We start from the raw sequence: 16,718 nt of genomic DNA on the forward strand, positions 1-16,718 counted from the left end.
GATCAATACTCCATCCCCTTCTTATCCCTACCTACTATTCACATTCGTACTTGTAAATCTCTTTACCATATCCCCTATCAATTAGTAAAAGTTCATTTGGATATAGTGTCTTATGTTCCATTCCTACTTCATCCTCTGCTATAAACATTCCATCAATAATCATTCCAACTACTTGTGATTCTTTCGCTACAAAGACAGATTTCGAACCTTTCTTCGCTATAAACGTAACGGATTGCACGGTTTTTCTTTCTGCTCTAAATGGGATACCAAAATAATGGTTCCACCATTTATTTCGAAGTAATTCTGGTTCAGATTGATATAGCCAATCTTTCGCTACCTCTTGATCCCATTCATAATACAGTAGTGCTTTCCGGTGAAATCTTGGCCGAACAATCCATCCTAAAACAATGATTCCTACTACTAGCAGTAATAAAGTGATAGGAATGACAAACTTAAAAATAAGCGCATATTTTTCATAAAACGGAGCATCTTGAATATGGAATGTTATGTTTTTCTTTACTTCTTGTAACTTTGAATCCTGCATTACGATGGTAGCTTCTACGGTGCCGGTATCTGTAAAATTAAATGTGTCGGAGTAATAGGGACGAGGATAAACATAGATTTGATTTCCATGTTGCTTTATTTCATAATTGATTGATTGTTTAGATGTGACACCAGTAGATTTTAATAGTTTTTTTACAGCTTCTTCTGTCATTAACTTACCATCTAACTGTGGTTGTAAAACAAATGGTTTACTATTCTCTAAATTTGTCACTTTTTCTTCATAATCTTTTGTAACAGTTTGAAGTGATAATTTCGGTTTCTCAGCTGTTTCAATTTTAAATTCTTTCGTCTGTCTATAAAACCCCTTTATATTCATATGAACTTTCCCGCGTACTAATCCTTTACCAAGCTTCGTTTCGTAATAAAACACATGCCTTTTATCGTTCCACTTCATTGCATATTGTTTTCCATCTATTTCTACTTCTGCCTGAAAGTAAGAAGACTGAACTGGCAACTCCGTAGGCTTTGCTTCAATAACAGCAGTAACACCTTCGTACATTTTCTCTACATTTTTTTGACTACTATCATCTTTGTCATAAGTAGAAACCGTATAATTAAGCGCTGGTTCAACTAATACTTGTAGTCCTTCTTTCTCAATGTCCTGGTCCACTTCTATCGTATAAGTTCCTGGTTTAATAACTTCCTCATTTTCCGTACTTATATGAACTATATTTCCGAACAATTTTGCTTCTCCTGGTGCATGTATGGAAAAAGAAGATTGTAATTGTAATGGTTTAGAAATTTGTGTGACTTGATAATCGGGCAGAGAAGGCGATTGTCGTACAAGCGTCATACGCTTTAACGGAAATGGTGTTGTAATCTCTACTCTTTTCCCCACTACTTTCGTTTTTACAATCGATTCAACAGAGGAGAATGGATCACGATTTGCAACTAATGCTGCCACTTGATTTACACTTTTTACAATGCCATCTTCTCCGCTTGACGGCATCGTAACGCCATTTATCTCTTTCTTCCATATTTCCTTGAACGTATTTAGTTGTTCTTTTTCTTGTTGTCCTAAATCTTCTTCCATCGTAATTAAGACTGGATGTAACGATATCTTTTTTGCATCCATTTCTTTCTTAAACTGGGCTAATTTCCACAAAATTTGTTCTTTTCCGCCAACCTTATCTTTTTCTAAATCATTAAATGCCCCGTCAGTTAATACAATAAGCCAAAATTCACGTTTTCCATCTATATCTGCTTCCTTTTTTATAGATTGCATCGCCGTTTCTACCGCGCTAAATGGAGTATTTAAATACGTTTTCCACGCTCCAATTCCCTCAATTTCTGTTTGCCTTTTATCCTTCGTTAACGAAATGTTTAATGGATCATTCGGCTTACTCATTGGAACGTAAGAAAATTTATCTTTTTCATCCAATAGCGCAACTAAACTTTGCAAAGCATAATTGGCATATTTCCAGCGATCGTTATTTCTCATGCTGCCCGAATCGTCATATACAAGTGAAACGACCCTTTCCTTTGCCTCCTCTCCTTTTGCAAAAGCTGATAAAGGTAAACATATAAATAGAAACAACATGAACGTGGCACAAATTCGGATTTTCATGATGAGGCTTCGCCACCTTTGTAGACAAATTCCTATGTTTAAATTTATGAGAGGAAACAAGATATATGACTTGTATTTTAGGACAACTAACCCACCATAACCTTATTATGTAAACAGATCATACACTTGGTAATATTCCTTCTAGCATTCTCTATCCAATTATATAAGTAAAAAAGCCTGTTTAAGCTCCACACTTAAAACAGACTTTTCCTACTTTTTATTTTAAAAACACATAACAAAAAGTTTGATTTTTAACTTAACACATCACTTCTATTGTAAATCCACCAGGTGCTTCAACGTAAAACGTATACGCATGGGCATGCTTAGGAGGCTCGACCAAAAATCCATCTTCCTTCAATCTTTGATTTATCTTATCTACTTGTTCTTCACTTTCTTGTGGAAATCCTACATGAAATGTTTTTGGATACTGAACTTCTTTTCCTTTCATTAACGTTAGTATAAATCCATCATTATCACGCATAACTGCAAAGGCATTCCCCCTTGTTCCACTACAAGTTAAGCCAAAATACTTTTCTAAAAACTCTCTTGCAGCTACTACATCTGCAACTGTTAAATTAAGATGTTTAATTCCCAATTCATCACCTTCTTTCTTAATTTTCTAACATTTTATCATACAATAAAAAAACACGCCTTTCACAGCGTGTTTCCTTGCTTTACATACACTTCAACAATCGGATTCTCTTTATGATCCGCATGCAAGCGTATATTCTCTTCACTTGTATTATAAATACTAGCTAATAACATTATCGTTAACACATTAGGTGTCTTCGCATCACTTCCGTATTTTCTCTCAAGCGCTTCCTTATATTCAAAATCTAAATCCCCCTGCACATATGTATACACTTCAAAACCATCTTCTAAATTGCAAACTACTGTATCAATAATATCTGCCCCTACTTGCTTCTTCATTTCCTCTCGCAACGCTTCAATAAATTCTTCCCACGGTACTTCGTATGTCTGAAACTGATCTGTAGATTTCATGCCTTTTCCTCCTTATATATCCTCTTCTTATATTTCCCCTTTCCTATAACAATTATGATAGATAGGGCATTCGTACAAGCCGCACTTGTCCCCCTTACATATCGTATTACTGTAATGCGGAAGGAGGAAAGAACATGCATAGACAAAAATGTTATGATACATGCCGACGTTACTTCGGAAAAGTTGTTCGGATTGAAGACCGTGATGGCCGTATACATTTAGGGAAAATAATCGATGTGACACAAAGCTCTGTATGGATTGAACCGGTGCAACAGCGCTCATCTTTTGATTCAGGATTCGGCTACTATGACGCTTATGCAAACGGTGGTTGTGACCTTTGTGGAGGCCTTAGCAGGTGTGATAGTTGTGGATTCGGATGCGGTGGTGGATTCAGCAGCTGCGGATGTGGTGGTCGTGGTTGTAGTAGTTGTGGTTGCGGCGGCTGGGGAGGCGGCGGTTGTGGCTGGGGTGTTGAACTCGGATTTGGTTTCATCTTCGGAATTACATTAGCTGCATTATTTTTCATTTAACATAGTAAAGAGTTGGCTACCTTTAGCCAACTCTTTTTCTTTATTTTTCACATATAAAAATACGATGCCCTAAAATGTGTTGGTACATAAGCCGTACATTTTCATGCTGTACCCACGCCTCATATAACTCATTCGGAATATGTGAGGATACATTCCATTCTGGCTCTTCTACATAGCCAGAGATCGTTTCTGCAATCGTGCCACCGCCAGCAATTGTAATTCTTTTAAAATTTGCTTTCTGAAATAATTGTACCCACTCATTCTCAGTTAATAATTCTTTCATACCATATAATTGGGCGATTTTTTCTTCCTCACCCTTATCAATGTGCCTATCAATAATCATTTCAATGACAACAAGCTTACCGTCCTGCTGTAATACACGATAACATTCCGAGATAACCCTCTCTTTGTCTGTAAAAGCGATGATTGATTCTCCAAGTACGAACTCAAATGAGTTATTCAAACACGGTAAATGCTCCACATTTCCTTCAATTAATTGTATATCTAACCCTTCAAACAACCATCTATCTTTTGCCTTTTGAATCATAATTTCATTCTTTTCAACCGTTGTTACTTTATAACCAAATTCCCTTGTCATATATGCCGCTGTTTTCCCCGTACCGCAACCTATCTCAAGGACATTCGCTCCATATTTAAAAGGCAGTTGTGCTAACAATTGTTTTGTTAACGTAAAGCCACCAGGATGAGCGCTTCCTATTCCGTAATAAGCTAGGAAATCGATGTATGTGTTTCGCTTCATGGGATTCTCCCTTTTTTATTTTATATATTCGAGGACGGAAGAAAAGTGCATAGAAAAAAGGGCGTATTGTACGCCCCTCATCTTACTTATCCTCTGTAATATATGCCCATTTATAGCTGTAGTCTCCACCAACTGGATGGTGAACAATACCTTTTACTTTAGGTCTTTGAACGATAGCATCACCACGTTGATATAATGGTGCAATTGCTGCATCTTCCAATAACATTTTCTCCGCTTTCAGTAAGCTATCCCAACGCTCTTTCGTTTTCGTTAATAGCTCACCTTTACCTTTTTGTATAATCTCATCATATTTAGGATTTGAATATCCTGTTTGGTTATGAGGGCCATTTGTAACAAACATATCAATGAATGTCATTGGATCTAAGTAGTCAGGCCCCCAACCAGCGTAAGATAAATCATAATCTAGATCTGATTCTAATTTTAACTTTTGTTTAAATGGCTGGTTTTTCAAATTCACCGTTAAACCTGGTAGGTTTTTCTCAAGTTCTCCTTTTAAGAATTCTCCTACTTTTTTCGCACCATCACCATCATAGTTTAATAGTTCTACTGTAATTGCATCTTTTCCAAGCTCTTTTTTCGCTTTTTCCCAATGCTCTTTTGCTTTTTTCACATCTGTTTTTAAAATATCTCCATTTTCTTTACGGAAGTCTTTTCCATCTGGGCTCTTAGCAAATTCTTTTGGCACTAAATAATCTGCAGGTGTAGAACCATCATTTAAAATTACATTCGTTAAGCCTTTTTTATCGTACGCTTTTGCAATCGCTAAACGTAGATCTTTGCTCTTTAACACTGTATCTTGCCCACCACGTTTTTGGTTTAAGCGTAAGAAGTATGTTGACGGTGTTTTTTGTGTAAAGAAGTCGGAGCTTGATTTATATTTGTCAACAAATTCAGATGTAAGTCCTGAACGATCGATTTGTCCACTTTCATATAAGTTAACACGTGTACCGCTATCTTTTACTACGTTAAAGTTGATTTCATCTAACTTAACTGTTTTATTATCCCAATATTGTGCATTTTTCTTTAACTTCCAACCTTCTTCATGTTTCCAGTCTGTTAATGTAAACGGTCCGTTGTATAACGTCGTATCTGATTCTAAACCGTACTTTTCTCCTTTTTCTTTTACAAATTTCTCGTTTAATGGATAAAATGTTCCAAATGAAGTTAATTCTACAAAGTAAGGAACTGGATTTTCTAATTCTACTTCTAACGTATAGTCATCTACAGCTTTTACTCCTAACGTATCTAGTTCAGCTTTTCCTTCATTAATCGCTTGTGCATTTTTCAAATCAAACATAATGTATGCATATTCTGCTGCTGTATTTTTATCTACCGCACGTTTCCAAGCAAACACGAAATCCTTCGCTGTTACAGGCTCTCCATTTGACCATTTTGCATTTTTATTTAATGTAAATGTGTATTTTTTACCATCATCACTCTTTTTATATGATTCAGCAACTCCTGGTGTTGCTTTATTATCTTTATCAAGTCGATATAAACCTTCCATTACGTTGTTTAAAGCTAGAAACGATACTTGGTCTGTCGCTTTAGCAGAGTCCATAGATGGAATCTCTTGAGACTCTGTTAAATTAAGCACTTGCTTCGCCGCTAGCTTTCCGCCTTCTTTTTCACCGCTTTTTGGTGTTGTGCTTGCCTTCTCTTTATCTCCTGATCCAGAGCAAGCTGTTAATGCCATACTCATTACTAAAACTGGTGCTACAACCGCTGTCAATTTTTTCATCTTTTTTCTCTTCATTTTTTTGTACCCTCCCCAATTATATGTACGATATTAACATTTAGAAATTCTCTACTAACTTTTGTTATCAGAAAATTCTTATTAATTAATATTCTACTGTTTTTTAAAATTTTGTAAAGTATTTTTGTAAATTTTCTAAATATTTATTTTTTTATTATAGTAACTTGCTGTTTTAACTACTATATGAATTATCCCCCGTCTACTATATGTAAACATCCCTTCCCTTATTCCAATCTATTACTACATTCTATATTTTTCTTATTAGCATGAGGTCTCTTACTATCATTCATCTGTCTTACTACTTACTGACCTCTCTATTTTCCTCCGATAGAACCTTCCTAATTACCTACCCGATTCTCAATAGGCTAACGAGATTTATTCCCTTATGCATACTAAAAAGCATTTCAAAAGCAGCTCAGCCACTTTTGAAATGCTTTCACTTTATTTTTTTCCGCCATCCTCAGTTACATACGCCCACTTAAAGCTATATTCTGGACTGATGTTATGTTTCACAATTCCTTTTACATTCGGTTTCATTACGTACGATCTTCCTGTTTGATATAAAGGAACTAACCCTGCATCTTCTTCAAGGAATAACTTTTCAGCTTTCCCTAACGTTTCCCAGCGTTTTTTCGCATCACTCATTAATTCATTACCTGCTTTTCCTACCATTTCATCGTATTTTGGATTTGAATAACTCATTTGGTTGTACGGGCTCTTCGATTCAAACATATCAATAAATGTCATTGGATCCGCATAGTCTGGACTCCAACCTGCATAAGAAATTTCATAATCTTGCGCAGTTTCTAATTTTAATTTTTGTTTGAACGGCTGAATTTTTGTATTAATCGTTACACCTTTTAAATTTTTCTCAATTTGATCTTTTACATAGTCAGCAATCTTTTTCGCAGTTCCATCATCATAACTTAGCAATTCAATTGTAACTTGATCTTTTCCAAGTTCTTTTTTCGCCTCTTCCCACGCTGCTGCTCCTTTTTTCGGATTATATTTCAGACCATTTTTAAATGTATCTTGATAATCTTTACCATCTGGCCCTGTCGCAAGTCCTTTTGGAACCAATTGATCTGTTGCTTTCGATCCATTATTTAAAATTACATTTGCCAATCCTTTTTTATCAACCGATAATGCAATTGCTTCACGTAGTTTTTTGCTCTTTAAAGGCGTATCTTGTCCGTTACGTTTTTGATTTAAACGTAAGAAGAATGTACTTGATTCCGCATACTCACCATATTCTTCTTTGTTCGATTTATATTTATCTACAAACTCTCCTGATAGTAATGTAAAATCAATTGATCCTGTATCATATAAGTTTACTTTCGTTGCAACCTCTTTTACTACACTATAGTTAATTTCTTCTAATTTCACAGTCTTTTTATCCCAGTACTTATCATTTTTCTTCAGCTGCCAACCTTGTTCATGTTTCCATGAAGACATAACGAATGGACCGTTATACACAGTTGTATCTGCTTCTAAACCGTACTTATCACCTTTTTCTTTTACGAATTTTTCATTTAATGGATAGTATGATGGGAATGCTAATAAATTTAAGAAATAAGGTACCGGTTTTTCTAATTCTACTTCTAGCGTGTAATCATCTACCGCCTTCGCTCCTAATTCAGTTACAGGTTTTTCTCCTTTATTAATCGCTTCTGCATTTTTAATATAGTAAGCAATAAATGCATATTCTGCCGCAGTATTCTTATCAAGTAAGCGCTGCCATGCGAAAACGAAATCTTTCGCTGTTACAGGATCACCATTTGACCATTTTGCATCTTTTCGCAGTTTAAACGTATACTTTTTACCATCTTCACTTTTCGTACTAGACTCTGCCGCAGCAGGAATTGGCTTATTATCTTTATCAAGGCGATATAGGCCTTCCATCGTGTTCCCTAAAATTTGCGCACCTAATGTATCAGTAGATTTAGAAGTATCCATCGTCGGAATTTCTTGGTTTTCCGTACGATTTAATACTTGTTTCGCTGCATATTTAATATCAGATTTTTTTTCTTCCCCACTATTTGATGTAGTAGTCGTTTTCTTTTCCCCACCTGACCCAGAACATGCTGTCAATGCAACACTCATCGCTAAAACTGGTACCACAACTGCCGTTAACTTTTTCATCTTTTTTCTCTTCATTTTTGTACCCTCCCTAATTATATGTACATTACCAACCCTTGAGAGACCCCTTACTAAAGATTTATTTTTATGAAAATTACAACTAATGCTATTCTACTCTTTTTTTCGCATTTGTAAATAGTTTAATTTTAAATATTCTGACTTTTTATTTTAGTAGGATTTATCCCCCATCTACTATATGTACATACTATACACCTTATTCTCCTCTATTTAACCATACTAAAAATTAGTATTTTAAGCTCACAAAAAAAGCATTTAAAGGTAGCTAAGCCACTTTTAAATGCTTTTTCAACTCTATTATTTTTCAGTCACATATGCCCACTTAAAGCTAAATTCTGGACTGATATTATGTTTTACTACTCCCTTTACATTTGGTTGTAAAACATAAGAATCTCCACGTTGATATAAAGGTACAATCGCTACATCTTCTTCAAGTAATGTTTTTTCAGCTTTTCCTAACTCTTCCCAACGTTTTTTCGCATCGCTCATTAATTCCGTTCCAGCTTTTTTCACCATGCCATCATATTTAGGGTCAGAGAAGCTCATTTGGTTATGAGAATGTCCAGTCTCAAACATATCTAAGAACGTCATTGGATCTGCATAATCCGGATTCCATCCGCCATACGAAATATCATATTGTTGTTCAGTTTCTAATTTTAGTTTTTGCTTAAATGGTTGAAGTTTAATATTAACTGTTACACCTTTTAGGTTTTTCTCAATCTGATCTTTAATATATTCGCCAACTTTTTTCGCATTACCAGTATCGTAGTTTAAGAATTCAATCGTAACTTGATCTTTTCCAAGTTCTTTTTTCGCTTCTTCCCAAGCTGCAGCAGCTTTTTTAGGATTTGGTTTCAAACCGTTTTTAAATGTTTCTTGGAAATCTTTACCGTCCGGTCCAGTTGCTAACCCTTTTGGTACTAAGAAGTCAGCTTCTTTTGATCCATCATTTAAAATTACATTTGCTAAATTCTTTTTATCAATTGATAGCGCAATTGCTTCACGTAATTTTTTGCTCTTTAATGGCGTGTCTTGTCCATCACGTTTTTGGTTCATACGAATGAAATACGTACTCACTTGTGAATATGTGCCAAATTCATCTTTCTTGCTTCTATATTTATCAACGAACTCTCCATTTAATAAAGCAAAGTCAACTTGACCGCTATCATATAGATTGACTAAAGTCGCAGCCTCTTTAACAACACTAAAGTTAACTTCTTCCAGTTTCACAGTCTTTTTATCCCAATATTGATCATTTTTCTTTAATTGCCATCCTTGTTCATGCTTCCAATCTTTAAGAACGAACGGTCCATTATAGACAGTTGTATCAGACTCTAAACCGAACTTCTCGCCCTTTTCTTTTACGAACTTTTCGTTTAATGGATAATATGATGGGAATGCTACTAAGTTTAAGAAGTACGGTACTGCTTGCTCTAACTCAACTTCAAGCGTAAGATCATCTACTGCTTTTACTCCTAATTCAGTTACAGGTTTTTCTCCTTTATTTACTACTTCTGCATTTTTAATCGGGAATGCGATAAATGCATACTCAGCAGCTGTTTTTGGATCTAATAGACGTTGCCAAGCGTATACGAAATCTTTCGCAGTTACTGGATCTCCATTTGACCATTTTGCATCTTTGCGTAGTTTGAACGTATATTTTTTACCATCTTCACTTTTCGTGCTAGATTCTGCTGCTGCTGGAATCGGCTTATTGTCTTTATCAAGACGATATAACCCTTCCATCGTATTACCTAGCATTTGTGAAGATACTGTATCAGTTGATTTTGAAGAGTCCATCGTCGGAATCTCTTGTGTTACTGTTCGATTTAACACTTGTTTTGCTGCTAATTTTTCCCCTGATTTACTATCTCCACTAGAGCTAGAATTTGTGCTTGTCTTCTTATCTCCACCTGATGTAGAACATGCTGTTAACGCCATGCTCATTGCTAAAACCGGTGCTACAACTGCTGTTAGTTTTTTCATTTGTTTCTTTTTCATTTTGTACCCTCCCTAATTCTTAACGATAGCTATTAAAGAATTTTCTGATAATTCTGTTTTTCTCTATATATTTATCAGACGATTCTTACTAATTCTTATTCTACTAATTTTTTAATTTTTGTAAAGTATTATTATTGAAAATTTTTAAAAAATTATTTTTTTACAGTAATATTCATAAAAATTCCATATTTTGTTCAAACCTTATTTCGCATTCATACACATTCGTTGTTTTAATCACTTTCATCTCATTTACCACTTGAATACTTGTTAATTATTGCTAATAAATAATGCATATATCTAAAAACATCTTTTCTACAAAAATAAAAAAGTCAGCAAAGCTGACTTTTTACCCGACCATTTTTTCTCTTTTCATTTCCTCTACTACTCTCGTATACTTCTCATCATCAAATTCATTTTCACTTTTCGCAACAACTACAGTTGCAATACCGTTACCAATTAAATTAACGATAGCACGTGCTTCTGACATGAAACGATCTACACCAAGTAATAACGCTAAACCTTCTAATGGGATAACATTCATTGCAGATAGAGTAGATGCTAGTACAATGAATCCCCCGCCGGTTACTGCTGCTGCTCCTTTAGATGTAACTAACAAAATAGCTATTATAGTTAATTGTTGACCTAGTGAAAGATCGACGTGAAAAACTTGCGCTAAAAATATAGTAGCCATCGATAAATAAATTGTTGTTCCATCTAAGTTAAAAGAATAGCCTGTTGGAATGACTAAACCTACTACCGGTTTCGAACACCCGAAGTCTTCCATCTTTGTCATCATCCGCGGCAGTACTGATTCTGACGATGATGTCCCGAGAACAATAAGTAATTCTTCTTTAATATACGCTAAATATTTCCACAAACTAAATTTATACAATTTACAAATAAAATTTAAAACAATAAAAACAAATAATGCCATTGTCGCATATACACAAATCATTAATTTACCAAGTGGTATGAGCGTGCTTAAACCATACTTCCCAATTGTAAATGCCATCCCACCGAATGCTCCAACCGGTGCTAATTTCATTACAATTGATAAAATGTTAAAAAATACTTTCGATAATCTTTCAAAAAAGTCAATAACCGGTTGTCCATTTTTTCCTAACATCGTTAACCCTGCTCCGAATAAAATGGAGAAGAACAGAACTTGTAAAATATCACCTTTGGCAAATGCTTCAAACATGTTAGACGGCACGATATGTAAAAAGAAATCCATCCATTTCATTTCTTGCCCACTTTGTACATATTGTGAAACATCTCCGCCTTTTAGTTTTGAGGGATCTAATCCATCTCCTGGACGTACAACATTCGCTACGATGATACCAATAATTAAAGCCGCTGTTGTAACAATTTCAAAATATAATAGTGCCTTCCCACCAACACGGCCTACCTTTTTCATACTTCCCATACTTGCAATACCGAGCACAATTGTTAAAAAGATAATCGGTGCAATAACCATTTTAATCATATTGATGAATGTTTCACCAATTGGCTTCATTTGTTGTCCAACACTCGGCCAAATTGCCCCTACTGCAATACCACAAATAATGGCCACAATAACTTGGAATGTTAAATTCTTTACGATTCTCATTTTTGATACTCCCCTGTATTTTCATTTCTCCCATACTATTTCAATAATTGCTAATGATATATTCTATGTAATAGCCCCCTGTTATTTAACTTAAACTATAACTTTATGTTACACTATTATCTTAAATTTGAAAATAGTATATAATATTTACGAATAAAAGACATACTATTTAACATAATAAAAAAGCAGACATTACATCTGCTTTAATTCTCCTCAATCTGTTTTTCACTTAATCCTAGATGTGTTCTAAGAGTATTACTCAAACTCTGTAGATCTTTTTTATTAGGATTATAATAATATACACGTTGCCCGTTTGGGCCATTAGGTAAGTATAAATCATCACCAGCTAATTGTATTTTTTCAACTGAACCGTTTAAACCGTATTTATAAAAAGATAAAATATCATCCATTACTAAATTTGTTTTAAAATCATCATCAACCGCCTCAACTATTTTTTCTAGCTTCGTAACCGATCCTACACTTTTTAATTTACTTAAAATCGCTTCAATAACAAGTTGTTGGCGCTGTCCTCTCATTGCATCACTATCAATATGGCGCGTTCTTGCTAGTGCAAGTGCTTCTTCCCCATTTAATTTTTGTAATCCTTTTTTCAAATGAATCGCATCAGGTTCATCTTTACTATTTTGCTCCGTAAATTCAACTGGGACATCCACTTCAATACCATCTAACCCATCAACAATTTTAGTAAAGGAACCAAAATTAAATTTCACAAAATAATCAACAGGCACCTGTAACAATTTTTCTACCGCTTCCACAGAAGCTTGCGGTCCTCCATCTTTACCATTTTTAACGAAACCACTTCCATATGCATGGGTTATTTTATCTTTTTTCTTTTCAACTGGAACATATGTATATGTATCACGTGGTATGCTCGTTAATTTCACTGTTTTATCGTCTTTATTAAAAGTCGCTAACAATAATGCATCTGTATGAAATGCACCATTATATTCCTTTTGTCGTTCTTGATTTTCATCAATTCCCATAATTAAAAGTGAAACATGATTTGCAATTGGCTTTACAGATTTCTCACGTAAATTGGATTTTTCACCTCGTGCTAAATTCAAATTAGATTTTTGTACAAGACTAGAAGTTTTCATATATACATAGGCTCCATAGCCAATTCCACCAAATAGTAATACCGCCAATAGTAAACTTATTATCTTTTTCTTTTTATATTTTTGCTTATTTTTCTCTTCTCTTAAAGATGAATGATTCCCCATTTACTCTCCTCCTGTTTCTATTCATCCAATATGTTTTTCATTTTTTCATATTTAGCGCTATCCTTTTGAAATATACTTTCTTTCAATCCCTTATCTATTTGTATCCATTCAGTCGTAACTGAATATTGAATCAAGCCTTCTTGAAAACTAAGAAATTTCAACATAATCCCTGTATTTTTCTCCACAACCATTTCGAATTTCCCTCTTAAATTTTCAGAGGTGCTAACAGGCATCTCTATGTTTATAACTCCTTCAATTTTGTAGCAATCTAATCCAAGATATTTCGTTTCTTTATAATTCCAATCTTTATATCGAATTAATAAATCTGCGAATTCTGATTGAATACTATATTTAGCTAGCCCTATATATTCATCATCATATCTCTTTTTCTCATCTGATTTTCTCACTAACCTTTCCGTAGGATTTAATTTTAATAGTTCATTGTTTCTTTCTTTCGGGTTCCATTTTGTCTCTTTATAGGTATACTTCTCATCATCAAACTCTTTTTTCTTGCCCTCGTTATATATAATTGTTCGTTTTTTGGCTAGTTTATCTTCTTTCGAAGAGATACCTCTTTGTTTCTCCGTATCAATCGCATACTTATATGTTGTAGCAATTCTTGATGAGCTAGAATATTCCTCAAATTGTCCTGAAATATTTTTAAAATAATCAATAGAATCTAGCATTTTTTGATGAATCTTTTCTTTATCTGGATAATGTACATTCGATTTTATTTCTTCTTCATTTTCATAATCAGAAAACGCTTTTTTCTTTACATATTCAAATACTCCACCATTTTGCGCAAAACTTTGTATAGAAAACTCAGACATAGATACCACTGAAAGTATACAAACCGCTGCACTAATTATCATCATATGAATTTTGTAACTCTTCTTTTTTACCTTAAGATTATGTAGCGTGCCATTAATCTTTTCATTTAACTCTGGAGGTACAATAACATTTTCATCTTTTATTCTCTTTTTTAATTTCTCATCAAATAATTTTTCATTATCCATCCTTTACACCCCCTATTCCATCTTTAATCGTTTTTGTAGTTGTTCCCTCGCACGTGATAATCTTGATTTCACTGTTCCTTTCGGTATTTCTAACAGCTTTGCTATACTCTCTTGATTCATGTCTTCATAGTAATAAAGCACCGTAACAGCTCTTAATTCTTCATGTAACGATTGAATCGCATTACACAAATCTATATCTTCATACTGATCACACGCACTCATAATGTAATCATTCTCTTCTGTCACAATTACATTTTTATACGCTCTAATAATATTGTTACACTCATTTATTAGTATTCGAATTAACCAAGTTTGAAAAAATTCTTCTTTTTTTAATTTTTTTATATTTTCATAGGCTTTTAAAATTGTTGTCTGTATCGCATCCTCTATATTTGTCTCATCACGTAACATCGCCTTTGCTATTCGATACATCTTCGCTTTTTCTGTATGTATAAGCGCTATAAAGGCTTCATGATCACCTTTTTTCGCTAAAGAAACATCCGTTTCTTCTTTTACAATCATTTTATATAAAGGGATTACTTTCACAATTGCTCCTCCTGTTTCATCCTCACTTCATCACTTCCAATTTAACTTTACATATATTAGACGTATGAACCTAGAAAAAGGTTCACTTTTTTGAATATTTTTGTAACTGAAAAGATAAATATCCTTTATAAGGATGCAATAAACATACTAGTTTAAATTTACAAATAAAAAAAGCCCACTTTCTCAGTGGACTTTCTACTCTATAACGGTAAATCCCTCTTCCTAAATACTACAATCGCTACGATAAAAATACAAAGCGCTACAGTAGTTAAACCTATACTTACCGGCCATATATTATATGATCCTTCAGCAATTTCTTTCGGACGAAACAGCGTAAATAATGATAGGTTTTTCATCCATTCTAACTTATCACTTAACTTCCCTACCATATCCAATACGAAAAATAAGATAGTTAAACTCGCTGAATAACTTAGTGCTTTTCTTTCGTCATTACATATACAAGAAAAGAAAAATGAATACGCACTAACGACTAAAAATATGAGCCCTCCGACTACATTTATCTTCAAAAATAATTCTTTATTTAAGTTATTATCTTGTAAAAACCATTCTGCACCTACTAACCCAGCTACATACGTAACAGATACAATAATTAGAAGTCCCAATATGAGAACAGCAGCTTGTGTAATCGCAATTTGCACTCTAGATACAGGTGTTGCTAGCAAGTATGCCATTGCTCCTTTATCTACATGACGAGCAATTAAATGTGTCGCAACTGTTACGCAAAAAATTGTTAAAATGATAATAAACAATAGACTATAGTATTCGCCCGCTAGAAAATCCATTACGTTTTGAATCGGACTTTCCATACCAACGATTTTTTTCACACTATCAGGCATGGCAGCTATTAATTCATTTAGCCCTTTCGCTGATACCATTGACGGGAATATCCAAATTAATAACCACAGATATAAAGCTGCACCAGACGCATAACTCAAAATACTTTTTTGTGTTTCTTTCAAACTAGCTAAAAATAATTGCTTATTCATGCGTTACCCCTTCTTTCTTATCGTAATAATGCATAAATAAATGTTCTAAATCCATCGCTCTCGTTTGAAGTGCCGTTACATTATAGTTTGAAAGTGTTTGTAAAACAGTTTGATAGTTTCCTTGTACAATGATAGATGCCTCTCTGCCTTTTACCGCTTCAAATTGCAAATTACACTTTGTAAGGGACTCAATCTCTTCTTCTGATGATACTGTTACATCTATCACCTGTCTTCTCATACTTTGTAAATCGTGAATATTTTCAACCGTTACGAGTCGACCATCTTTAATAATAGCTACTCTATCACAAGTTCTCTCAATTTCAGTAAAAATATGTGATGACATTAGGATTGTTTTTCCTCTTTGCTTTTCCTCTAATATTAAATCTATAAATACTTGCTGCATAAGTGGATCAAGTCCAGATGTTGGTTCATCTAAAATTAACACCTCTGGATCGTGCATAAATGCAGCGACTATCCCTACTTTTTGCTTCATTCCTTTAGACATTTTGCGAATCGGTGTTTTCACATCAAATTGCAGACGCTCTATCAGTTCATCTCGTCTTTTCGTATCCTTTAATCCACGCATTCCTTGCATTAATTTTAAAAACTCTAATCCGTTCATTCCTTCAATAAAAGAAATTTCACCCGGTAAGTAACCAACTTCCCTTTGAATTTTCGCCGCTTCATTCCAACAATCTAATCCAAAAATTGTCGCTTTACCAGTTGTCGGTTTTATAAATCCCATTAAATTACGAATCGTCGTTGATTTCCCGGCACCATTCGGTCCTAAATAACCAAATACTTCTCCCTCTTTTACATCAAATGTAATATGAAACAAACCTTTTCCGTTCGAAAACTGTTTTGTGACATCTTGAACTGAAATCATAATTCCACCTCATTTTTTGAAATATTTAATGTTTGATATTTCAAAATTATTGTAC

14 protein-coding genes are annotated in these 16,718 nt (G+C 34.1%); 1 reads left to right on the top strand and 13 read right to left on the bottom strand.

Annotated features, from left to right (window positions below; genetic code table 11):
• Positions 1-34: 34 nt before the first annotated feature.
• The 3 genes from V7S45_RS17510 to V7S45_RS17520 form a co-directional block, all read right to left on the bottom strand.
• On the bottom strand, positions 35-2,131 hold the full coding sequence (locus V7S45_RS17510; RefSeq protein ID WP_000702069.1) for a vWA domain-containing protein: 2,097 nt from the start codon (positions 2,129-2,131) through the stop codon (positions 35-37).
• Between the two features lie 256 nt (positions 2,132-2,387).
• Positions 2,388-2,726 carry a VOC family protein gene (locus V7S45_RS17515; RefSeq protein WP_000511515.1) on the bottom strand — a complete coding sequence of 113 codons (339 nt, stop codon included), beginning with the start codon at positions 2,724-2,726 and terminating at the stop codon, positions 2,388-2,390.
• A gap of 59 nt (positions 2,727-2,785) precedes the next feature.
• On the bottom strand, positions 2,786-3,133 hold the full coding sequence (locus V7S45_RS17520; RefSeq protein ID WP_000842902.1) for a hypothetical protein: 348 nt from the start codon (positions 3,131-3,133) through the stop codon (positions 2,786-2,788).
• A 134-nt stretch (positions 3,134-3,267) separates the two neighbouring features.
• Between V7S45_RS17520 and V7S45_RS17525 the strand changes: the two genes are divergently transcribed.
• Entirely contained in the window at positions 3,268-3,663 is a 396-nt protein-coding gene (locus tag V7S45_RS17525; RefSeq protein WP_000555000.1) for a hypothetical protein, read from the top strand.
• A 40-nt stretch (positions 3,664-3,703) separates the two neighbouring features.
• Here the strand turns inward: V7S45_RS17525 and V7S45_RS17530 are convergent, their stop codons facing one another.
• The 10 genes from V7S45_RS17530 to V7S45_RS17575 all read right to left on the bottom strand — a co-directional run bounded on the left by V7S45_RS17530 (position 3,704) and on the right by V7S45_RS17575 (position 16,663).
• Positions 3,704-4,423 (bottom strand): class I SAM-dependent methyltransferase, encoded by a 720-nt coding sequence (locus V7S45_RS17530; protein ID WP_000828250.1) that lies wholly within the window; start codon positions 4,421-4,423, stop codon positions 3,704-3,706.
• Positions 4,424-4,505: 82 nt separating this feature from the next.
• A complete protein-coding gene (locus V7S45_RS17535) occupies positions 4,506-6,200 on the bottom strand; it encodes a peptide ABC transporter substrate-binding protein (protein WP_342761441.1) in 1,695 nt (564 codons plus the stop codon).
• 441 nt (positions 6,201-6,641) lie between these two features.
• Positions 6,642-8,357, bottom strand: a complete 1,716-nt coding sequence (locus V7S45_RS17540) for a peptide ABC transporter substrate-binding protein (protein WP_000823467.1) — start codon at positions 8,355-8,357, stop codon at positions 6,642-6,644.
• 297 nt (positions 8,358-8,654) lie between these two features.
• The gene (locus V7S45_RS17545) at positions 8,655-10,358 is read right to left on the bottom strand and encodes a peptide ABC transporter substrate-binding protein (RefSeq protein ID WP_000730167.1); all 1,704 of its coding nucleotides are present in this window, start codon (positions 10,356-10,358) and stop codon (positions 8,655-8,657) included.
• Positions 10,359-10,704: 346 nt separating this feature from the next.
• Positions 10,705-11,967: a dicarboxylate/amino acid:cation symporter gene (locus tag V7S45_RS17550; protein ID WP_001223629.1), complete on the bottom strand. Its 1,263-nt coding sequence runs from the start codon at positions 11,965-11,967 to the stop codon at positions 10,705-10,707.
• A gap of 203 nt (positions 11,968-12,170) precedes the next feature.
• On the bottom strand, positions 12,171-13,208 hold the full coding sequence (locus V7S45_RS17555) for an LCP family protein (protein WP_000526727.1): 1,038 nt from the start codon (positions 13,206-13,208) through the stop codon (positions 12,171-12,173).
• A gap of 17 nt (positions 13,209-13,225) precedes the next feature.
• The gene (locus tag V7S45_RS17560) at positions 13,226-14,224 is read right to left on the bottom strand and encodes an anti-sigma factor (RefSeq protein WP_088345592.1); all 999 of its coding nucleotides are present in this window, start codon (positions 14,222-14,224) and stop codon (positions 13,226-13,228) included.
• A 12-nt stretch (positions 14,225-14,236) separates the two neighbouring features.
• Positions 14,237-14,770: a sigma-70 family RNA polymerase sigma factor gene (locus V7S45_RS17565; RefSeq protein ID WP_000864730.1), complete on the bottom strand. Its 534-nt coding sequence runs from the start codon at positions 14,768-14,770 to the stop codon at positions 14,237-14,239.
• Positions 14,771-14,970: 200 nt separating this feature from the next.
• Positions 14,971-15,777, bottom strand: coding sequence for an ABC transporter permease subunit (locus V7S45_RS17570; RefSeq protein ID WP_025688680.1), 807 nt, complete (start codon positions 15,775-15,777; stop codon positions 14,971-14,973).
• Complete coding sequence (locus V7S45_RS17575) at positions 15,770-16,663, bottom strand: ABC transporter ATP-binding protein (RefSeq protein ID WP_025688682.1); 894 nt, start codon at positions 16,661-16,663, stop codon at positions 15,770-15,772. The genes V7S45_RS17570 and V7S45_RS17575 overlap by 8 nt, the downstream gene beginning before the upstream one ends.
• Positions 16,664-16,718 lie beyond the last annotated feature (55 nt).

The sequence above is a fragment of the Bacillus sp. BR3(2024) genome (assembly GCF_039134555.1).
Taxonomy (GTDB): domain Bacteria; phylum Bacillota; class Bacilli; order Bacillales; family Bacillaceae_G; genus Bacillus_A; species Bacillus_A cereus.